A 20,425-nucleotide genomic window follows, 5' to 3' on the forward strand; every position below is an offset into this window, starting at 1 on the left:
TAGCCAAGAAGCGGCTACTTTAACATAGTTTGACTCAGAGCAGCAGTTAAAAGCCGATTACACAAAGCGTTTTAATTGCTCTTGGGTTTGTTGGCTTAGTTTGTGCGACTGTTGGCAATCCGCGAGTGATTCATCAATTTGTTGTTTCGCTTGCTCGCCTAAAGCAACTATTTGCTCAACCGTTTGATGAGTGTGGGTTTGGGTTTGCTCTAATAAGTGCACTGCGCTAACAATTTGCTGCAGTTGCTGTTGATTTTGCTCAAATTCACCAAGCATATTAGTAAAACCTGTAGAGGTATTACTAATCGCGGTTTCAGCTTCACTCGAATGGCTAATTAATTGCTCAGATTCTTTATTTGTTTCGCTTACCAGACTATTCATTTGATTAATAAAGTCACTGATCTGGCGGGTTGCGTCGTTCACTTTGACAGATAGCGATCTGACTTCATCGGCAACCACAGCAAAACCACGGCCGGCTTCACCAGCTCGTGCTGCTTCAATTGCAGCATTGAGAGCAAGCAAATTGGTTTGATCCGAAAACTCTTCGACCATTTTTAAAATAGTGCGAATATTTTCACTGTTTTCTTTGAGGCCAGATACTGTCGCTGAGAAGTTCCCCAAAATTTGGCTTATCATCGCGACTTTTTTAACCAGCGCCGATAGCTCAGTGGCCGAGTGCTTAACAAAGTTTAAGTGTTCATTATTAACGTGATGAACGCTGTCAGTATTGGCAGAGATATTCTCAAGGCTCGATGTTATTTGATTACTTGAGTCGGTAATTGTTTGGCTGAATTCTATTTGCTTGAGGCTCATCTGGGCGGTTTGCTGCATCGAGTGAGTCATCTTAGAGCTACTATCGGCACTGGCTTGTGCACTTTGATAAGTGGTGGCTAATAGTTTTGCTAAATGAGTCGTAAATGTATTGTACTGCTCACTTAAATCACGAAATTCATCGTAGGTAAAATGCGGTAGCTTGGCAGATAAATCAGCATCATGGCGATTGATTTGCTCAAGTGTATCGCGCATGGCCTGCACCGGTCGTACAATCAAAAAGCGCATGTAGAAAATAGTAAAAATAAAACTCGCAACGATAATGAGCGCCATCAACCAAAACAGCCCCATACTCGCTTGTTGTTCTGAAAGACTGCTGTATAACCAGATCAAAGTAATCGCTTGAAACGTAAACACAAAACCTAAATTACCGACAATCTTACGTGTAAGGGTGTAAAAGAATGTTTGTTCGATAAAATTGTAAATGCGCATATAGCTACTCATTAAGGTGGTGTGTTGATTCATTTTGGCGTAATTTTTTATTATTCAATGTCACATAATTCAACAGTATAGCTTAGTTTTGTTGAGTTACAGTGACTGTAGTGTCATTTGTGTATGACATGGAAAATTAGTAAAAATACCATCTACGCCATACTCTAGCATTAATTCGATATCTTCTACTTTATCGACCGTGTAAGCATAAACTTGAAGGCCGCGTTGTTTTGCATCAGCAACAAATTCATGGTTTATAAAGTTTTTATCTACATGAATGCTATAGGCATGGAGTTTTTGCGCAAACTCGCTGTAATTAATAGGAATAGAAGCGGTGAGTGCGCCAATCTTTACCCAAGGCAGTTTTTGCTTTAGCCACATCAGTTGGTGATGATCGAACGAAGAGACTAACAGGTTATCCCTAGAAATTTTCCCGGTACTGACATTTGACTCAATAAGCTCAACAAACTTGTCTAACGAAAAAGTATGTTTGAGCTCTAGATTAAGTAGGGTTTTATCACCAACCCAATCGATTGCTTGCTGTAAAGTCGGCACACATTCGCCATTTCCTGCATCGTATTGCTGAATTTGCTCTTTTGAGCAGGCGTTTACTTTACCGCGACCTGAGGTTGTGCGATCAAGCCAAGTGTCATGAATAATCATGTAATCATCAAGGCAGCTTTGCACATCAATTTCGATACCATCTACTGCCAAGTCTACAGCGGCGATAATGGCGCTCTGGGTATTTTCTGGGTAGGTACCACTGGCACCTCTGTGAGCGAAAACTTTCATCATTGCTTATACCTGCGAGTCACTGACCATGTTTCATAAAAAGCGGCACTAATCACCAGTGCGCCGCCAATAAGAGTGCTAATTGAAGGTTGCTCATGCAAAATCAAAAAAGCGAAAAACGTACCGTATAGAGGTTGCAAACACGATATCAAACCAGCGGTTGAAGCTGATAAGTTTTTTAAACTTGCTGCAAACAGTGAATGCGGTGCTGCTGTAAAAATAACCCCTACAGTAATTAATAACAGCCAATTAATTGTATCAACTTGTAATGGCGGCACTTCTACAAAGGCGCATAACATAATGCAGGCGATCCACGTTTGATAAAGCATGGTTTGTGGGCCACCATATTGACTAAAATAACGCTTGTGAACGATATTCCTAAAAGCAAAAAAGAACGCTGATAATATACCAATTGCAATTCCTAAGGTTACATCATTGCCTAAGCTGGCATCAGGAATAAGTAAATAAATACCCAGCATCACCACCAAGGCGCTAAAAATATCCTTGAGCTGCGGTTTGCTGCCATGAAAAAAAGGCTCTAAAAACACCGTGATAACAGGGTAAGTAAAAAAGGCAATCATACCGACAGCAATACCTGCCAATTGCATGCCTGCAAAGTAGGTGAGCCAATGAATTCCGACAGTTACACCAAGTAATAAGGCTATAAGATAATCACGACGAGAGTGAAGCTTGATGGCTTTCTTTTGCAATGCGAGTAAGACCAGTAGCGCACAGCCTGCAATTGCTGTTCGGTAAACGGTAATATCTAATGCACTCAGGCTAACCAGCTTGGCGAATAATGCAGTACCACCAAATAGGAGTACTGCAATGTGTAAGTACATTAGGCTTTGTTTGTGCGCCTGCATTACAAACCTTATTATTGTTGTTATTAACTCTCTTTTTAACGGTAATCCTTTACTTTGTAAACTCCCCAAATGGGCTAATCCATTCGTTTAGTTCCAATATTTCCAACCTTGTAAGTAATAGTGCAGCACATTTGGCTCATCAAGTGTCGATACTTTTTCATTGCTAGCGCTAATGTCTGGAGTAAAAATAAACAGTTGTGCGTCATTTTCAGGGCGGTAATAGCGGGTGTTAACAGGCAATACTTGGTGGTTGCTACACATTAAGTTGCAAGCCATAACAAAGCCCCATTCACCAAAAGAAGGCACATTCAAGTGATAAGGCAAGGTATGAGCAAAGCCTGCAGCACTGAGCGTGTTGTTGATAGACCAAAATGCCTGTTTCGCAAAAAATGGACTGGTAGCTTGGGTTACCACAATACCGTTATTTAGCATTCGTGTTTTTACCAGTTGATAAAACTGCTGGCTATAAAGCCGTGCTAAATTGATTGCTTTTGGATCCGGTAAATCAATAAAAATAATATCGAACAGCTGTTCGCTTTGCTCAATAAAGACATAGGCATCTTGATGAATAACAGTCACTTTAGGGTCACTGAGTGAGTGCTTGTTAAGTGTTGTGAGGTTGTGATTAGTTTGCGCAAGCCTAGCGACTGCTGGGTCTAAATCGACGAGGGTAATAGACTCTACTTGCGGGTATTTCAAAAGTTCTCTCGCTGCTAAGCCATCGCCACCGCCTAAAATGAGAATACGTTTGGCATTACCATGGCGCACCATAGCGGGATGAATAAGCGCTTCGTGATAGCGATACTCATCAATCGATGAAAACTGTAAGCCACCGTTTAAATAAAGCCGAATATCATTTTTATGACGAGTCAGTACAATTTGTTGGTAGGGCGTTTGTTCTGAGTGTACAACACGGTCATCGTAGATTTGGCTTTGCCAAAGATGGGTGAGCTGTTTACTGGCAAATAAACAAAGCACCAATATTGAGCTAACTAAAACAAGAGTGAGCCTCAGTACTTTTCGACGGTTTGGGCTGATATGGTCGATAAAGTACCACAGCAATAATAGCGCAATACTCATATTCATTAAGCCAAAGCTTAGGGCTGTTTTAAAAACCCCAAGCCAAGGTAAAAATAAAAAAGGAAACAGTAACGTCGCGAGTAGTGCACCAAAGTAGTCAATAGATAACACGTTGGCGAGGTTTGCTTTTAGCGCATAATGTTTTTCCATTAGGCGACTTAAAAGCGGAATTTCTAAGCCAATCAAAACCCCTATTAACGTGGTGAGTAAAATACTAATTGCTTGCAGTGGTAAGCCAAACGCATAACAGAAATACAGTAATGGCACACTCAAGCCGCCAAGTAGTGCAAGCAGTAGCTCAAAACCAATAAAATACACCAGCAATGGCTTATCAGGCACAAAACGCGAAAAATAAGAGCCAACTCCCATTGCCGCCATATAGACGCCAATTGTCAGAGAAAATTGGGTGATGCTATCACCCAAAAAGTAGGCACCGGTAGTTGCAATCAGTAGCTCATAGATAATAGAGCAAAGGCCAGCAACAAAAATACTAAACAGTAAAATGTGGCTTTCGCGAATTGATTTATTTACCACCTGGGCCGCCTCGTGAACGGAAACCTGCACTACCAATACTTTGTTCACGTAATTGTTTATCAACGCTTATTGTGAGGTGGTGATAGGAGTAAACTTGCCAATCTTGCTCTTTGTCACCTTTGCCATATGCCAAGAAAGAAAAGAAGAGCACGGGTGCTAAAAACAGTAAGACAATAGGCCAAACTGAGATACGTGATTCCATTGCTTTTATAGCTTCAGGATTTAACTTATTGATTGGCTTATAAGTGATATCAGTTCCTTCACGCTTTGCCTCTAAACGATGCAGCATTACAAACAGCGCTACACCACCAATAAAACCAGAAATCCATAACAGCGGTAGCATGAAATTGCTGTTACCTTTGATTGGGATAATACGAAATGTATAGCTGAAATGTTCGGCACGTTTATTTGGGCCGAAAGTACTGCTGACGTAGGCGCTATATTGTCCCTTTTTAGGGAAGTGAACATCGTGGTGAGTATAGTCACGGTACTCAGTCCATTTACCATCTGAATCGTGTCCGGTTTCAGCCCAAAGTTCATCAGAGTAACTAAATAAATAGTGACCATCAGGGTCAAAAATTTCGATATCAATGGCTTTCCATGAGTTTAAAGGCAGTCTGCCTTTTATTTCTAAGCGCATCATTTGGCCATCTTCTGGCACTGTAAATAGGTAGGCTTTGTCTTGTCCGTCGTAGTCTTTAAAGTTGCCATATTGGCCACTAATAAGTGGCGCTTGTAGATCTGCACGTATCACTAAGCAAACAACAAGTGTGATAGCGGCAATTATAAAAAGCTTATAGATGTTCATCCATTACTCCATAAATAAGCTTAAATAGCGATAGTGATGATAACAGCTACACAGATTGCAATGCTGCTTTCAATAACCGCAACAGCGGTGTTTTTGTCGTGCATTGCTTGGTCGAGCGAAATTTTGCTAAAGATAATTTTATCAACGAGGTAACGCACAATTGGTAAAATCAAGAAGCCAAATAATGCGTCAATAAAGAATAAGCTTAAGCTCTGTTGCCAAGTATGAAAGCCACCAATGAGCGCATGACACAAGATAATAGCTAACGCCAACATGGTGCCAGAAAAGCTAAGTGCAACGGCTTTGTTGCCTTTTTCGAGCTGTTCATGAAGATTAAAAGCAGTGAGGTGATCATAGCCTTTGGCAAAAATGATCAGCATTAGTTGCCCTAAAAAGTAAAACACAATGGCCGATAACCAGGTGCCTTCTCCGGTTAATGCGCCACCAATAATCAGTGCCGCGGCCATATAGTTTGCCGCTTGTACTAGGCCTACAGCCTCGTTTTGTTGGTTAATTAATTGCTCTTGGTTACAGAACAAACGCAGCAGTAATTTGTCATTTAAAATACGTGAGCAAGTCAGCAGCACCATACCTAATACGCTGTAGAGTGATACATTCATTAAATCACTTAGCAAACCTTGGCTAGGTCCAGCTAAAACAAAGCCATAAATAATGGTAATTGCCCCTAAGTAGCCGCCAATAGATAAACCTAAAGCACTGTTGGCATTATCGGTTAACTGGCTGGTGGTGTTATAAGGGGTCGCTAAATTATACGATAGCTTTGCAAGGGCGATGATTGCAATGAACAGACCTATGTAGGCGCTGTTATAGGCCATAGTTGATAGGTAGTGGGTTAAGTTAATATCCATATAATTTTGTTAGCTTGTTGTTATTTTCCGAAAATATTAACACAGAGTGTTTATTGCAAAGAATATCAAAGCGTCATTTTTGGTAGAATTAATCAATTTCTTAAAAGTTTCATAGCTTTTGCCTGTCTCATTGTTAGGTTATGGGTTAAAATAACAACATAACCAACTAACAAGATAGTGAATGTCAAAACAGGATCCCAATCTCAGTCGAGAACAAGAAAAGTACGAAAACCCCGTCCCTAGCCGTGAGTTTATACTTACTCACTTAGAATCTCGCGCCAAACCAGCAAACTTCACGCAACTTTGTGATGAATTACAAGTGAATGATACAGAGCGTCAAATTGCGTTTAAACGTCGTTTACGTGCTATGGAGCGCGATGGTCAACTGTATTTCAATAAGTTTAAATGCTACGCGTTGATAGATGAATCAGGCCTTGTTAAAGGCAAGGTCATTGGTCATCGTGACGGATTCGGCTTTTTAGAAGTTGAAGGTGAGAGTAAAGATTGGTTTATCGCAAAGCACCAAATGAATATGGTGTTGCACGGTGACATTGTGCTTGCTAAAGGCAATCGTAAAGGCTCAAGTGGTAAATGCGATGCACGTATCATTAAGGTACTGACCAATGAACGGGCCCCGATTGTTGGTCGCTATTTTGTTGAGCATGGTATTGCAGTTGTTGTGGCTGAAGACCCACGCATAACGCAAGATATTATGATACTACCTGGTAGTGAAAATGGCGCGCGCCACAACCAAATGGTGCAGGTGCAAATTACCCAAAACCCAAGCCGACATATGAATGCGGTAGGCAAAGTCACTGAGGTACTGGGTGAGCACTTAGCACCGGGTATGGAAATTGAAGTTGCACTACGCAATCACGATATTCCCCACGTTTGGCCAGAAGCGGTTGAAAAGCAAGTTGCTCATTTAGGTGAGTTTGTTGATGAACAAGCAAAGCAAGGTCGCGTTGATTTACGTGACTTACCGCTAGTTACAATCGACGGTGAAGATGCCCGTGACTTTGATGATGCCGTTTACTGTGAGCGCAAACCATCGGGTGGTTGGCGTTTATGGGTAGCTATTGCCGATGTGTCGCATTACGTAGGTATGAATACGCCTCTGAATAAAGAAGCGATTGAACGTGGTAACTCAGTTTATTTCCCTGAGCAAGTTATTCCGATGCTGCCAAAAGTGCTATCGAATGGCTTGTGCTCATTGAACCCAGAAGTTGACCGTTTATGTATGGTTGCTGAGATGACGGTGTCAGAAGCGGGTAAGTTGTCTGGGTATAAATTTTACGAAGCGGTGATGAATTCACACGCTCGTTTTACTTACACTAAAGTGAATGCGATTTTACAAGGCGATGAAAAGCTGCGTGAAGAGTACGCCCAAATGGTGCCACATTTAACTGACTTACAGCAAATGTACATGGCACTTAAAGCTGCTCGCCAAGACCGTGGTGCGATTGAGTTTGAAACCTTAGAAACGCGCTTTGTGTTTAATGCACATCGTAAGATCGAATCAATTGTGCCTGTGGTTCGTAATGATGCACACAAACTTATCGAAGAGTGCATGATTTTAGCGAACGTATCAGCAGCACGTTTATTAGAAAAGCACGAGGCGAGTGCGCTTTATCGTGTGCATGATGAGCCTGATGCTGAAAAGCTTGGCTTTTTCAGAAACTTTTTATCAGAGCTTGGCATCGAAAGTGCGATTTCTGATGAACCAACACCAAAAGAAATCACCCAAGTGTTGGCAAAACTAGGCGACCGCCCAGAAGCTGAGCTTATTCAAACCATGTTGCTACGCTCGATGAAGCAAGCGGTTTATCAGCCTGATAATATTGGCCACTTTGGTTTAGCTTTACCGGCCTATGCGCACTTTACATCGCCTATCCGTCGTTACCCTGATTTGGTAGTACACCGTGCAATCAAAGCAGTGCTTAAAGCACAAGGTCAGCAAACATCCGGTGAATATGCATACACTGATGACGAAGTTGATATTTTAGGTGAGCAGTGTTCAACCACTGAACGCCGTGCAGATGATGCAACTCGCGAAGTAGCTGATTGGCTCAAATGTGAATATATGCAAGACCATGTTGGTGACGAATTTGGTGGGGTGATCTCATCGGTGACTAACTTTGGTTTATTTGTGCGCTTAGACGACTTACAAATTGACGGTATGATCCATGTAACCAATTTAGGTAATGAATACTTCCACTACGATGGTGCTAAGCATTGCTTAATTGGTGAACAAACACACAGCGTTTTTCGATTAGGCGATAAAGTAACGGTTCAGGTTTCATCTGTAAGTCTTGATGAGCGACGCATAAATTTAGTGTTAGCCGGTGAAGCGCAACAAGACCGTTATGCGCGTCGTCGTAGTGCATCGTCAAAACCAAGTGTTCGTGCACAGCTTAAAGCAGGTAAAATTCCTGGTAAAAAAGCACAATCTAGCCGCCCTGAGGCAAAATCAGGCGACAAAGAGAACGAAAAACGTGGCAAGTCTTCTCCTTCTTCTAAAGGGCGAAAAAAGCCCAATAGTAAACAAGCTGATGCTGTAAAAGCTGGCAAGAAGAAGAGTAAGAAAAAAGCCACCAAAAAGGCAAAAAGACCGGGTAAGAATGCCCGCAAACAAAGTAGCCGAGGAGCAAACAATACGTGAGTAATGAATTAATTTTTGGTTTTCACTCAGTTGAAGCAATATTAGCAAAAGAGCCTGAGCGCTTTTTAGAAATATACGCTTTAAAAGGGCGTGAAGATAAACGTTTAAACCCGGTTATTGACCAAGCACGTAAATTCGGTATTTCTGTACAATTTATGCAGCGTAAAGCGCTTGATAACAAAGCAAATGGTGAGCAGCACCAAGGCATTATTGCCAATGTAAAAGCGGCGCGTATGTATAACGAAAAAGATCTTGATGAGATCATAGCCCGTGAAGAAACGCCTTTCTTATTGGTGCTTGATGGCATTACTGATCCGCATAATTTAGGTGCATGTTTACGTAGTGCTGATGCTGCTGGCGTACACGCGATCATCGTTCCTAAAGATAAATCTGCAAAACTCAACGGCACAGCGCGTAAAGTAGCGTGCGGTGCAGCCGAAACAGTGCCATTGGTACAAGTCACTAATCTTGCGCGTACGTTACGTGAAATTAAAGACGCAGGTGTCTGGGTTGTTGGCACTGCCGGTGAAACTGATACTGAGTTATTCGATGCAAATCTAACAGGGCCAATGGCTGTTGTTATGGGGGCAGAAGGTGATGGTATGCGCCGCCTTACTCGTGAGCATTGTGATCTATTAGTTAAAATCCCAATGGCTGGTTCGGTATCTAGTTTAAATGTGTCAGTTGCGACCGGTATTTGTTTATTTGAAGTGTTACGTCAGCGTAATGCAACGCAAATCTAACTACCGCGAAAATTTTAGACACAAAAAAAGCCGATGATACATCGGCTTTTTTGTATCTAATAGTTTAGATTTTTGCGAAAGCGCCTTGTAGTGGTGGTACTACTTGCTTCTTACGGCTTAATACGCCATCTAACCAAACGCGACCATCTTCTGATTTAGCATCATAGGCAGCTTCGATTACTGATACGTCATCAGACGAAATTAGCATTTCTGAGCCTTCTTTCATGATATCAGTTAACAGTAGTAATACTGAGTGTCGACCGCCTTCTTCTTTAAGCTTTGCGATGTCAGCTTCAAGGTCTGCTTTGATTTCATCAAATACAGCAAGGTCGATAACTTCTAGCTGGCCAATACCTACTAGCTTACCGTTCATGTTGAAGTCTTTAAAGTCACGCATAACTAAATCACGTGCTGGAGTGCCTTCAACAGCTGATTTAACCTTGAACATTTCCATGCCAAGCTCTTTGAAATCTTCGATGCCAGCGATTTCAGCAAGTGCTTCAACACACTTGATGTCTGCCGTTGTACATGTTGGTGATTTAAAGATCACAGTGTCGCTTAAGATAGCGCATAACATGATGCCAGCGATATCTTTTGGAATTTCTACGTTGTAGAAGTCATACATCATTTTGATGATAGTGTTTGAACAACCAACTGGGCGGATCCAACACTCAAGTGGTGTTGACGATGTTAAGTCGCCTAGTTTGTGGTGATCAACAACACCCACAACACGTGCTTCATCGATGTCATCAGGTGCTTGTGTTTTTTCTGTGTGGTCAACAATATAAACGTCTTCGCCTGCATAGCTAAGTTTTAGCTCAGGTGCTTCGAAACCGAATTTATCTAGAATAAATTGTGTTTCAGGCGATACTTCACCTAAACGCGTCGGGATCGCAGGTTCATTGATCTGGTTTTTTAAGTAAGCAAGCGCAATTGCACCGCAAATTGAATCTGAATCAGGGATCTTATGACCCACTACATACATTGACATTGACGGAACTCCTTTAAATTTGGCGGATATTTTAGCAAAGTATCGACAGATTGATACATAACAGACATGAAATTTTGTTGATCAATTACAACTGCCAATTAATGCCCTTTTTGGTTACACTTTAAGATATTGAAAACTGAGGAAGATACTGATGCGCTTGAGCCGAAAAGCATGGAATAATGTGGTGATTATTTCGATGCTATTGATGATTTTTTTCTTCAATGGCCTCCATAAAAAGCTCAATACACAGCCTGCTGAAGAAGGAGTTCAAGCATTACTCCCACAGCAAAGCTTTATTTTGGCAATGGCCTTTCCTGAATTAAAAATTGAGCGTATCGGCACCTCTTGGCGTAGCCAGTCACTACAAGAAATCACTTGGCAAGGCGATGAACAGCAGCTCGAGCAACTTGTTGAGCTGTGGCAGCATCAGCAACTAACTATTGCCAGTCTTCCTGTTAGTAAAATTTCACAGACGTCGGCTGATTATGTTGCTTCAGTGTGGTTAGCCGGGGAGCAGTTGCCTGCAGTGTACCAATTGTACAATATAGATCAGCAATACTATTTATTAGATAAGCGATTACAACGGGTATTTGAGCTTGAACAAGCTGATGCAGCTAAGTTATTTCCGTTATATCCGTTTTAAGAGAGTCACAGATGCCTGAATTACCAGAAGTTGAAGTTAGCCGTTTGGGAATAACGCCGCATGTGCTTAACCAAACAGTGACCAAAGTAAATATTCATAACGCCAGTATGCGTTGGCCAGTGCCTGATGATGTATATCAATTACAAGGACTTAAAGTTACTTCAGTGGAGCGCAGAGCAAAATATTTATTACTTGGTTGTGAGCTAGGTAGTGTAATTTTGCACTTAGGTATGTCGGGTAATTTACGTGTTGTGGGTGCTGATGAACCATTAAAAAAACACGATCATATTGAATTTATTTTAGCCTCCGGTAAAGCATTAAGGCTGAACGACGCGCGTCGATTTGGCGCTTGCTTATGGCAAGCGCCAGGTGAATGCCATACTTTGCTGACCAAGCTCGGACCAGAGCCGCTAACAGATGAGTTTACTGCAAAGCGTGTTTACGAGCAGTCTAGAAATAAAAAAGTACCTATTAAACAGTTTGTTATGGATAACGCTGTGGTGGTTGGCGTGGGTAATATCTATGCCAATGAGTCGTTATTTAAGGCTGGAATTCATCCTAAACGAGAAGCTGGCAAGGTGTCTTTAAAGCGTTATCAGCAATTAGTGCCTATTATTAAAGAAACACTTGCTGCAGCTATAACGCAAGGCGGCACAACGTTAAAAGATTTTGCCCAAAGTGATGGTAAGCCTGGTTATTTTGCCCAGCAATTGCTGGTTTATGGTCGTAAGGGTGAGCCATGTGTAAATTGTAAAGAACCATTAAAAGAAATTAGATTAGGGCAAAGAAGCACAGTGTATTGTTCTAATTGTCAAAAATAACAATGAACCCTTCATCTATGTAGTATTGCAACAGGTAGCAAGATAGAGACAGGCTTAAGGAATGAGAAGGTTGTATGCTATTAAACAAATACGTCATAGGATGTGTGTACTTGGCGGCACTGGTAGGTTGCTCTAAAGAACAACCTCAAGTTATCGTTGAAGAAGTGGTCACTGCTGAGGTTAAGCAGTTTGATGTGCCTCTGTATGGGAATTACGTGGCACGCACAGATGCTTCGCTTGATGTTGAAGTGCGAGCGAGGATTACTGGTTTTGTGCAAAGCGTTGAGTTTGTTGAAGGTAGCTGGGTAAACGAAGGTGATTTACTCTATACCATAGATGATAGGCCTTACCGGGCTAAGCTTAATCGCGTTAAAGCTGCACTACAAAAAGACCAAGCGGCGCTTGCTAAAGCAAAGCGAGATGTTACCCGTCTAAAACCCCTTTACGAGCAAGACGCAGCAAGCCAACTCGACTATGACAATGCAATTTCTATTCAAGAGCAAGCGCAAGCGTCATTATCAGCAACCCAAGCTGAACTTGAAGAAACTAAGCTCGATTTAGAATATACCCGTATTACGGCACCAATTAGCGGCATGGTTGGCAGCTCTGAAGCCGATCTCGGTGCTTTGGTCGGCAGTAATGGTATTTCACTCCTTACCACCATTCAGCAAATAGACCCTATTTTCGTTAATTTTAATATGTCGGCACTTGATTACTTGAATGCCAAGCGGCGCATGACCAGCATGATGGAGCAGCTACAAGCCGAGCAAAAGGGCAAGGCGCTAGAAGGCTTTGTACGTATTTCTTTGCCTGATGGCAGCGAGTATCGATATTGGGGCGATGTAAGTTTTACCGACCCTAAAATTAGCCCGAAAACGGGCACCTTTAAAGTAAGAGCAAAGCTGCCGAACCCTAATAGTGAACTATTACCTGGGCAATATACAAAAGCGCGTATCAAATTATCTGAGCTTACAGATGCGATTGTGGTTCCAGAGGAAGCCACACAAGTTGAGCAAGGTGGTATTTATGTGATGGTGGTACTTGATTCAGGTGAGATAGAGCGGCGCTTTATTGTTGTTGAGCATTATGGTGAACAGGGAATTGTTGCCAGTGGTGGCTTGAGTGCGGGTGAGCAAGTGGTGGTGAAAGGTTTGCATCGCATTCGCCATGGCCAGCAAGTTAAAGCTATTCCTTTAGAAGAGTTTGAAAAACGCCAAATAACGCCTAACACTGACAATATTCCACTGGCGCCAGATAAACCAAACAAACAAGATGATGAAAAAAATCAGCAGGGAGCTTAACTATGTTTTCGCACTTTTTTATCAAGCGCCCAGTGTTTGCTATCGTTATTTCGTTAGTTATTTTACTGACAGGTTTGGTCTCGCTTTTTACCCTACCGATTGATCAATACCCAGATATTGCTCCACCGTCGGTTAAAGTGTCTGCTTCATTCCCTGGCGCAACGGCAGAGACAGCATCTGAGTCGGTAGCCATTCCTCTTGAGCAAGAATTAAATGGCACACCGAATATGTTGTATATGGAGTCAAAGGCAACTAACTCTGGCAGCGTTGGAATTACACTCACCTTTGATGTTGGCACCGACCCAGATCTCGCCCTTGTTGATGTACAAAACACCGCAAGCCAAGCTGGCAGTAATTTACCGGTTGATGTGCAAACTGAAGGGGTGAATGTCTCTAATGAAAGTTCGGTTGAGCTATTGAAACTGGCACTGACCTCTGATGACCCTCGCTATGACGAAATCTATTTGAGTAACTACGCTAGCATCAATGTTGAGGCGGCTTTAAAGCGTGTTCCGGGGGTTGGAAAAGTGCGTAACACCGGCTCGCGTTCGTATGCTATGCGGGTCTGGTTAAAGCCTGATATTTTAGCGGGCTACGAGTTAACTGTGAACGATGTGACCGCAGCAATCAAAGCACAAAATAAAGAGGCCGCTGCAGGGGAGATTGGCGCTCAGCCAATGAGCGATGCAATTAAGCTTAACTTTCCGGTACGAGCACAAGGCCGGCTTAATAAGGTTGATGAATTTAATAATATTATGCTGCGAGTTAACAGTGATGGCTCGATGATCCGTTTGCGAGATGTCGCAAGGGTTGAGCTAGCTTCCTCTGCGTATACTTTAAATTCAAAACTAAATGAACAGCCAGCAACTATTTTGCAGGTTTATATGTTGCCCGGCTCCAATGCATTAGCTGTAACAGAGCGTGTTAAAGCCGAAATGGATCGCTTGAGCGCGGCTTTTCCTAAGGGCGTGAAGTGGCAATTATTTTATGATGCCTCTGAGTTTATCAAACTGTCGATTAATGAGGTGATCAATACTCTTATTCAAGCTTTGATCTTAGTGATCTTGGTGGTTTATTTATTTTTGCAAAACTGGCGAACTACCTTGATACCAGCTTTAGCTGTGCCTGTATCTATAATTGGTACTTTTATCGCCCTTGCTGCATTTGGTTTTACTATTAATAATGTCAGTTTATTGGCCATGGTCTTGGCGATAGGCATAGTCGTTGATGATGCTATTGTGGTGGTCGAAAGTGTTGAGCGGTTGATCAATGAGCAAAATATGGATGTTGTTGCTGCGACTAAGCAAGCGATGACAGAGCTTTCAGGGGCAATTGTTGCAACTTCCTTAGTACTTGCCGCGGTGTTTGTACCTGTGTCGTTTTTAGCAGGTATTACAGGCATCATGTATCGAGAGTTTGCGATTTCAATTACGGTTGCGGTGCTTATTTCAACCTTAGTTGCTTTAACCTTGAGCCCCGCTTTATGTGCGGTTTTCTTAAAACCTAGCTCCCCCTCAAACAATAAGATATTTGTTAAGTTTAATACCTGGCTTGAAAGTGTGGGTAAAAAATATACATGGCTTGTTAAGGTATGCTCAAAAAAAGCAAAACGTAGTTATATTGGTTTTTTTATTATGGTAGGAGGCTGCTATTTTGTGTTTAGCCAACTACCTAGCAGCTTTATGCCGCAAGAAGATCAAGGGCGCTTTTTTGTTGATATTACTTTGCCAGATGCGGCAACGGTTTCACGTACTAATGAGGTAATAAGTAAAGCAAACCAATTTGTTATGAACCATGCTGGGGTTGCTTATTCATTCACGTTAGCAGGGGAAAACCGCCGTGCTGGGAGTGCGCAATCACATGGTCAAATGGAAGTCATTTTACAGCCATGGCAAGTGCGTGCAGAACAAGGTTTTAGTGTTACAAGTGTGATGAATGATATTCGCAAACAACTGTATGCTATCCCTGATGCGGAGTTTAATGTGTTTCAACCCTCAGCAGTTGCAGGGCTTGGTTCCGGATCTGGTGTAGAGTTCGCATTACAAGAAAAAACGGGTGGCAACTTAACTAGTTTGGTTGAATCGCTAGAGGTACTGCTCGCTAACTTAAATAACCGTCCTGAAGTTGCTAAAGCAAGTAGCTCATTGCGCGGCTCAGTACCTCAGCTGTTTTTAGAGCTAGATAGAGAAAAAGCCATGGCATTAGAAGTGCCGATTGCGGATGTCTACAGTACCATGAAAGTACTCACAGGTTCTTCAACCATCAACGATTTTAACTTATTTGGCCGGGTTTATCGGGTTAAAGTCCAAGCCGAAGATGAATTCAGAGCACGCCCTGAAAACCTCAATGAATTTTATGTGCGTTCAAAGAATGGCGCTATGGTGCCATCAAATGTGCTTGCTAAACTTAATTTAACAACCGGTCCTTCTGCGATAAACCGTTTTAATATGTTTACTAGTGCGATGGTGAATGTATCGCCTGCTGAGGGTTATGCATCGGGTGATGTAATTAACGTGATCAAAGAAGAAATGGCAAAGCTACCACCTAACTTTGGTTATGAATGGACCGGTTTAACCTATCAAGAAATTCGCTCATCGGGTCAGCTTGGTATCGCGATAACTCTTGCTATCGTGTTTGTATTTTTATTTTTAGCAGCGCTCTATGAAAGTTGGAGCTTGCCGTTTGCTGTACTACTAATAAGCCCCATTGCCATGTTAGGGGCCTCTGTATTGACCTTAATGACGGGGCACGAAAATAACTTATTTTTTCAAGTTGCCTTTATTGCTTTGATAGGCCTTGCTGCTAAGAACTCTATATTGATTGTTGAAGTAGCAAACCAGCTTTATCAAGAAGGCATGAATGCCACTGATGCCGCGATAGAAGCGGCCCGTTCACGGTTTCGACCTATTTTAATGACCGCAGCCTCTTTTGTACTTGGTGTTTTGCCTTTAGTACTAGCATCTGGCCCCGGAGCAGTTGGTCGGCAGTCGGTATCTATGCCTATTTTAGGAGGTATGTTATTAGCAAGCTCTATCGGCATCGTTTTAGTGCCACTGTTTTTTATTACCGCAGCACGCTTTGTAAAAAAACAGCAAACACCACCGGCCTATAAAGCATTAGTAAAGGAGCAAGTTGATGCATAAACTGTTGCCATTGCTTTGTTTCGCTTGCATTCAAGGTTGTGCTGTAGGGCCTGATTTTGAAGTACCTGAACATAGTGAAGTTGTTAATTTTATGGGGATAACAGCTACGCCTCAGTCGGAGGCTTTAGCAGGCTGGAAGCAAATTTATAGCGACCCTCATTTGCAAAAGCTGATTAGCCAAGCGCTGATCAATAATCAAGATATGTTAATTGCACAATCGAAAATTATTGAAGCGCGTGCTCGGTATCGGATTGCTGATGCAGCCTTATGGCCTGATGTGAATGTAGGTCTCACCTCAGAGCGAGAAGAAGAGCTTAATAGCAGTCCAGAAAACACGTTTGATTTAAAAGGTTACTTAAGCTGGGAGCTAGATTTATTTGGCAGCAACCGACGCGCAAGCGAAGCCGCACTGGCAAATTATTATAGCCAAGAACAAGCTAGAACTGCGTTGCAGTTAGCCTTGATTGCTGATGTAGCGCAGCAGTTTTTTGCCCTCAAAGAAGTTGAAGAGCAATTAAAGATCAGCCTGAGTACAATTAAACTTCGCGAGAAAGAGCTTGAAATTGCGCGTATTCGCAAAAAGGGCGGCATTATTTCTGGGCTAGAGCAGCGCCAAGCTGAAGTTGAACTTGAATCAGCGAAGGTTAAAATCCCACCTTTGCAGCATAATGAAAGGCGCATTACTAATCAGTTGAAGTTCCTAATTGGTGATGCCAATGCCGATGTGCAAGGTGGCAATGAGTTATCTGTGCAAACCCTTCCTAAGCAACTACCAACAGGGTTACCTAGCGAGCTTCTAAAACGCAGGCCAGATGTGCAGCAAGCAATGTATCAATGGCAAGCGGCAATGGCTGAGATTGGTGTCGCAAAAGCAGCGTTATTTCCAAAACTTAATTTGTATGCTGAACTTGGCAGTGAAAGTACTGATTTTAGTGATTTGCTCGCCAGTAATTCGCAGGTTTGGCTGTTAGGTTCAGAGTTGTTAATGCCAATATTCAATATGGGACGCAATCAGGCAAATTTAACGGTAGCGGAACAGCGGGCATACCAGGCCAGTATTAAATATCAAAAAACAGTGCTGGTGGCACTGCAAGAAGTGAGCAATCAGCTATCTAATTATCAGTCGGCAGAGCAAAGCTATGATGCGCAACGGAGTTTGGTGCTCAGTAGTCAAGATTACTATCGATTAGCACGTCTTAGGTATAGCAATGGTGTTGCCAGTTCCCTTGATTTAATGGATGCGCAGCGTCAGTTATTTTCGGCAGAAATCGCCTTATCACAAGCGAAAAATGATCGCTTACAAAGCTTAGCAACCCTCTATAAAGCTCTTGGTGGCGGATGGTATGAATTGAGCGATCAGGAATTAGAAAAAGAAAAGGTGGTTGATTAATTTAAAGAGCATGCTAGAGCATGCTCTTTAAAGTTTATAACTCAAATGGTGCTACACCCACCGCTTTCATCTTGTAGCCAACTTGAGCAATGTCACCAGACCAAGTTTCTGTGCTGATAACACCTGTCACTACAATCGCATCGTATAGGCTCTCGATTGGTACACCGCCTTTGATGGTGACATGCACAATTTGATTTGGCGGTGGCGGCGGTACATGAATACATGCACCGAAATAAGGTACGAGTAAAAATTCAGTGATCACTTCGCTGTCACCTTCAAGTGGTACAACAAAGCCTGGTAAACTCACTGATTTACCATCAAGTTCTTTAACTACTGGCGCATCAAGGTCAGGTTGAACCCAGTTTTGCTCGCTACCTTCATGGTTTGCTTGTGCTTGAGTGTCGATTTGTACATGACCTTTTGGAATTAAATCTTCCCAGAAGATTTCTTTTGGAGCGCCAGCATTAGCAGCTACACACACGAATAATGCGACTAAAGCGACGAATTTTCGAAAAAACGGCATAACATTCCTTAAATTTTAATACTCATGCCATCAGCAAGAGAGTAGAAATACGCGCGGGTTGCAGGAATTAACCCAACAATAAAGCCTGCGACCATTATCGCAGCTAATAACATGAGTTCATAGGATGACAATAAAGCTATATTTAGGCTTATTCCGGCATGACTTTGCAAGTAATCTGCGCCGAGCAACATTAAGGCATAGAACAAAGCGGTGCCAACAACACAGCCGAGCCCTGTTATGAGTAAAGACTCGACACTGATCAAAGTGAAAATATGCCATGGTCTGGCCCCTACAGAGCGCAAAATAGCAAGCTCCCTGCGGCGTTGATTAAGGCTAGAAAGGAGACTCGTTAACATGCCAAGTAAACTGATCAGTACCACCACAATAGAAAATAACAGCAAGATTTTTTCCACGATAGAAAGCATTTCCCATAGTTCACGCAGGGTAACACCTGGCATGATGGCAAGCAGTGCTTCATCTTTGTATTGGTTGATATTACGACGCACTTGTAAGGTATAAAGCGGTGAATCAAAGCCAAGTAAAAAAGCGGTTATTTGTTTTGGTGTACCAACGAGATCAACATCATCATGATGGTCGTGGTCGTGGTCGTGGTCGTGGTCGTCTGTAGCAGTTAGGGCTGGTTCATGCTGATGCGAATGGCTGCCATGAATTACGTCAATTGCAGCTAGCGGAATATGCAATGTTTTATCAACAGGTGTACCTGTTGGCTTTAGAATACCGACCACTTTAAATGGATTATCGTCATGATTATGAAAGCTAGTATTGCCCATACCATGAGCAATCACCACTTCATCGCCTAGCTGATAACCTAAGGTATTGGCAACCTCTGCACCTAATACCACTTCAAACAAATGATTAAATGCATGACCTTGTGAAAAGCTTAGCTGCTGCTTTTTAGCAAAGCGATAGTGCTCAAAATAGTCTTTATTTGTTCCAAGTACAGCAAGACCTTTATGGCTGTCGCCTAGCGATATAGGAATAGCCCATTTAACACCACGTTGTTCAGTGATGTATTGGTAACTTTTCCAGCTCACGCCATTGTTAGCATGACCAATACGAAACACCGAAGATAGCAACAGTTGAATGTCACCGGTACGAGCACCGACAATTAAATCAGTGCCCGAAATTGTATTACTGAAGCTACTTTTAGCATCAACTCGAACGCGCTCAATCGACATTAGTAACATTACGCTAATGGCTATTGTAAATAATGTGAGTAGAGCGCTGGCCTTACGGTTTAATAAACTTTTTACGGCGAGTTTAACGAGTAGCATGTGTACCTCCTTGTAAATCGACAAGGCTGATACTACGGCTAAATAGTGTTTGTAGAGTTTCATCATGGCTAACAAACACCAGCGTGCTGTTAGCCGCACTTGCTTGCTCAAATAACAACTTTACAAAAGCTTGGCGATTTTGCGTGTCGAGTGCTGAAGTTGGTTCATCTGCAATGATAATTTCAGGGCTGCCAATAAAGGCTCGTGCTGCGGCAACTCTTTGCTGCTGACCAATACTAAGCTCAGCCACGGCTTGATGTTGCAGGGTATCGTTTAGTCCTAGAGCGCTGAGTAAGCGGCTTGCCTCTGCTGTTATTGTTGTACTATTTTCTAATGCTTTTTTTTGCCTTTGCTTTGAAAACTGGCACCCCAAGGTCACATTTTCAATAGGCGATAAATAAGGGAGTAAATTAAAGTTTTGAAAAATGTAGCCTATATGATCGGCACGAAAACGGTCTCGTTTACTATTATTAAATTGGTTTATCGCTTTACCGAGGAGTTCGATACTCCCTTGTGTTGGCACTGTAACACCAGCGAGCAGTGATAATAAAGTTGATTTACCACAGCCACTCGGGCCGTGAAGAAAAACATGTTCGCCTTGATCAATATGTAATTCAGTAATATTGATCGTTGGCTCAGGTTGTTTTGTGTGCCACTTGAATAGCACGTTTGCAAGCGTGATCATAACGACCTATCAATTG

The 20,425-nt window shown here is 42.3% G+C and carries 17 protein-coding genes; 7 read left to right on the plus strand and 10 right to left on the minus strand.

Annotated features, from left to right (window positions below):
• Positions 1-57: 57 nt before the first annotated feature.
• The 6 genes from EVU92_RS06795 to EVU92_RS06820 all read right to left on the minus strand — a co-directional run bounded on the left by EVU92_RS06795 (position 58) and on the right by EVU92_RS06820 (position 6,212).
• A complete protein-coding gene (locus EVU92_RS06795) occupies positions 58-1,275 on the minus strand; it encodes a methyl-accepting chemotaxis protein (RefSeq protein WP_130052241.1) in 1,218 nt (405 codons plus the stop codon).
• Positions 1,276-1,359: 84 nt separating this feature from the next.
• Positions 1,360-2,058, minus strand: coding sequence for a glycerophosphodiester phosphodiesterase family protein (locus EVU92_RS06800; RefSeq protein ID WP_130050566.1), 699 nt, complete (start codon positions 2,056-2,058; stop codon positions 1,360-1,362).
• Complete coding sequence (locus EVU92_RS06805) at positions 2,055-2,921, minus strand: DMT family transporter (RefSeq protein ID WP_130050567.1); 867 nt, start codon at positions 2,919-2,921, stop codon at positions 2,055-2,057. The genes EVU92_RS06800 and EVU92_RS06805 overlap by 4 nt, the downstream gene beginning before the upstream one ends.
• Before the next feature lie 87 nt (positions 2,922-3,008).
• The gene (locus tag EVU92_RS06810) at positions 3,009-4,535 is read right to left on the minus strand and encodes a polyamine aminopropyltransferase (protein WP_205987923.1); all 1,527 of its coding nucleotides are present in this window, start codon (positions 4,533-4,535) and stop codon (positions 3,009-3,011) included.
• Positions 4,525-5,343 carry a hypothetical protein gene (locus tag EVU92_RS06815; protein ID WP_130050568.1) on the minus strand — a complete coding sequence of 273 codons (819 nt, stop codon included), beginning with the start codon at positions 5,341-5,343 and terminating at the stop codon, positions 4,525-4,527. Before EVU92_RS06815 ends, EVU92_RS06810 begins: the two co-directional genes overlap by 11 nt.
• A gap of 20 nt (positions 5,344-5,363) precedes the next feature.
• Positions 5,364-6,212, minus strand: coding sequence for a DUF350 domain-containing protein (locus EVU92_RS06820; protein WP_130050569.1), 849 nt, complete (start codon positions 6,210-6,212; stop codon positions 5,364-5,366).
• Positions 6,213-6,393: 181 nt separating this feature from the next.
• Between EVU92_RS06820 and rnr the strand changes: the two genes are divergently transcribed.
• A complete protein-coding gene (gene rnr / locus EVU92_RS06825) occupies positions 6,394-8,874 on the plus strand; it encodes a ribonuclease R (RefSeq protein WP_130050570.1) in 2,481 nt (826 codons plus the stop codon).
• On the plus strand, positions 8,871-9,617 hold the full coding sequence (rlmB, locus tag EVU92_RS06830; protein WP_054561023.1) for a 23S rRNA (guanosine(2251)-2'-O)-methyltransferase RlmB: 747 nt from the start codon (positions 8,871-8,873) through the stop codon (positions 9,615-9,617). Before rnr ends, rlmB begins: the two co-directional genes overlap by 4 nt.
• 64 nt (positions 9,618-9,681) lie before the next feature.
• On the opposite strand, the gene EVU92_RS06835 is transcribed toward rlmB, so the two are convergent.
• Entirely contained in the window at positions 9,682-10,608 is a 927-nt protein-coding gene (locus tag EVU92_RS06835; protein ID WP_130050571.1) for a manganese-dependent inorganic pyrophosphatase, read from the minus strand.
• A gap of 151 nt (positions 10,609-10,759) precedes the next feature.
• On the opposite strand from EVU92_RS06835, the gene EVU92_RS06840 reads away from it, so the two are divergent.
• From EVU92_RS06840 to EVU92_RS06860, 5 genes are all read left to right on the plus strand, one after another.
• Positions 10,760-11,251 carry a hypothetical protein gene (locus EVU92_RS06840; protein ID WP_205987924.1) on the plus strand — a complete coding sequence of 164 codons (492 nt, stop codon included), beginning with the start codon at positions 10,760-10,762 and terminating at the stop codon, positions 11,249-11,251.
• 11 nt (positions 11,252-11,262) lie between these two features.
• Positions 11,263-12,072, plus strand: coding sequence for a bifunctional DNA-formamidopyrimidine glycosylase/DNA-(apurinic or apyrimidinic site) lyase (gene mutM / locus EVU92_RS06845; protein ID WP_130050573.1), 810 nt, complete (start codon positions 11,263-11,265; stop codon positions 12,070-12,072).
• A gap of 74 nt (positions 12,073-12,146) precedes the next feature.
• Positions 12,147-13,373 carry an efflux RND transporter periplasmic adaptor subunit gene (locus tag EVU92_RS06850; RefSeq protein WP_130050574.1) on the plus strand — a complete coding sequence of 409 codons (1,227 nt, stop codon included), beginning with the start codon at positions 12,147-12,149 and terminating at the stop codon, positions 13,371-13,373.
• A gap of 2 nt (positions 13,374-13,375) precedes the next feature.
• Positions 13,376-16,516 (plus strand): efflux RND transporter permease subunit, encoded by a 3,141-nt coding sequence (locus EVU92_RS06855; RefSeq protein ID WP_130050575.1) that lies wholly within the window; start codon positions 13,376-13,378, stop codon positions 16,514-16,516.
• Positions 16,509-17,906 (plus strand): efflux transporter outer membrane subunit, encoded by a 1,398-nt coding sequence (locus EVU92_RS06860; protein WP_130050576.1) that lies wholly within the window; start codon positions 16,509-16,511, stop codon positions 17,904-17,906. The genes EVU92_RS06855 and EVU92_RS06860 overlap by 8 nt, the downstream gene beginning before the upstream one ends.
• 34 nt (positions 17,907-17,940) lie before the next feature.
• Here EVU92_RS06860 and EVU92_RS06865 read toward each other — a convergent pair whose 3' ends face one another.
• From EVU92_RS06865 to EVU92_RS06875, 3 genes are read right to left on the minus strand one after another with little or no spacing between them, the layout of a single operon-like run.
• Positions 17,941-18,429, minus strand: a complete 489-nt coding sequence (locus tag EVU92_RS06865) for a DUF3299 domain-containing protein (RefSeq protein WP_130050577.1) — start codon at positions 18,427-18,429, stop codon at positions 17,941-17,943.
• 8 nt (positions 18,430-18,437) lie between these two features.
• Positions 18,438-19,724, minus strand: coding sequence for an ABC transporter permease (locus tag EVU92_RS06870; protein ID WP_130050578.1), 1,287 nt, complete (start codon positions 19,722-19,724; stop codon positions 18,438-18,440).
• Positions 19,711-20,409: an ABC transporter ATP-binding protein gene (locus EVU92_RS06875; RefSeq protein WP_130050579.1), complete on the minus strand. Its 699-nt coding sequence runs from the start codon at positions 20,407-20,409 to the stop codon at positions 19,711-19,713. Before EVU92_RS06875 ends, EVU92_RS06870 begins: the two co-directional genes overlap by 14 nt.
• Between the last annotated feature and the right edge of the window lie 16 nt (positions 20,410-20,425).

Source organism: Pseudoalteromonas sp. MEBiC 03485 (genome assembly GCF_004195145.1).
GTDB lineage: Bacteria > Pseudomonadota > Gammaproteobacteria > Enterobacterales > Alteromonadaceae > Pseudoalteromonas > Pseudoalteromonas apostichopi.

Coding starts and splice junctions, on each gene's coding strand:
- EVU92_RS06795 (WP_130052241.1), bottom strand. CDS start 1,275: ATGAGTAGCTATATGCGCATTTACAATTTTATCGAACAAACATTCTTT.
- EVU92_RS06800 (WP_130050566.1), bottom strand. CDS start 2,058: ATGATGAAAGTTTTCGCTCACAGAGGTGCCAGTGGTACCTACCCAGAA.
- EVU92_RS06805 (WP_130050567.1), bottom strand. CDS start 2,921: ATGCAGGCGCACAAACAAAGCCTAATGTACTTACACATTGCAGTACTC.
- EVU92_RS06815 (WP_130050568.1), bottom strand. CDS start 5,343: ATGAACATCTATAAGCTTTTTATAATTGCCGCTATCACACTTGTTGTT.
- EVU92_RS06820 (WP_130050569.1), bottom strand. CDS start 6,212: ATGGATATTAACTTAACCCACTACCTATCAACTATGGCCTATAACAGC.
- rnr (WP_130050570.1), top strand. CDS start 6,394: ATGTCAAAACAGGATCCCAATCTCAGTCGAGAACAAGAAAAGTACGAA.
- EVU92_RS06835 (WP_130050571.1), bottom strand. CDS start 10,608: ATGTCAATGTATGTAGTGGGTCATAAGATCCCTGATTCAGATTCAATT.
- EVU92_RS06840 (WP_205987924.1), top strand. CDS start 10,760: ATGCGCTTGAGCCGAAAAGCATGGAATAATGTGGTGATTATTTCGATG.
- mutM (WP_130050573.1), top strand. CDS start 11,263: ATGCCTGAATTACCAGAAGTTGAAGTTAGCCGTTTGGGAATAACGCCG.
- EVU92_RS06850 (WP_130050574.1), top strand. CDS start 12,147: ATGCTATTAAACAAATACGTCATAGGATGTGTGTACTTGGCGGCACTG.
- EVU92_RS06855 (WP_130050575.1), top strand. CDS start 13,376: ATGTTTTCGCACTTTTTTATCAAGCGCCCAGTGTTTGCTATCGTTATT.
- EVU92_RS06860 (WP_130050576.1), top strand. CDS start 16,509: ATGCATAAACTGTTGCCATTGCTTTGTTTCGCTTGCATTCAAGGTTGT.
- EVU92_RS06865 (WP_130050577.1), bottom strand. CDS start 18,429: ATGCCGTTTTTTCGAAAATTCGTCGCTTTAGTCGCATTATTCGTGTGT.
- EVU92_RS06870 (WP_130050578.1), bottom strand. CDS start 19,724: ATGCTACTCGTTAAACTCGCCGTAAAAAGTTTATTAAACCGTAAGGCC.
- EVU92_RS06875 (WP_130050579.1), bottom strand. CDS start 20,409: ATGATCACGCTTGCAAACGTGCTATTCAAGTGGCACACAAAACAACCT.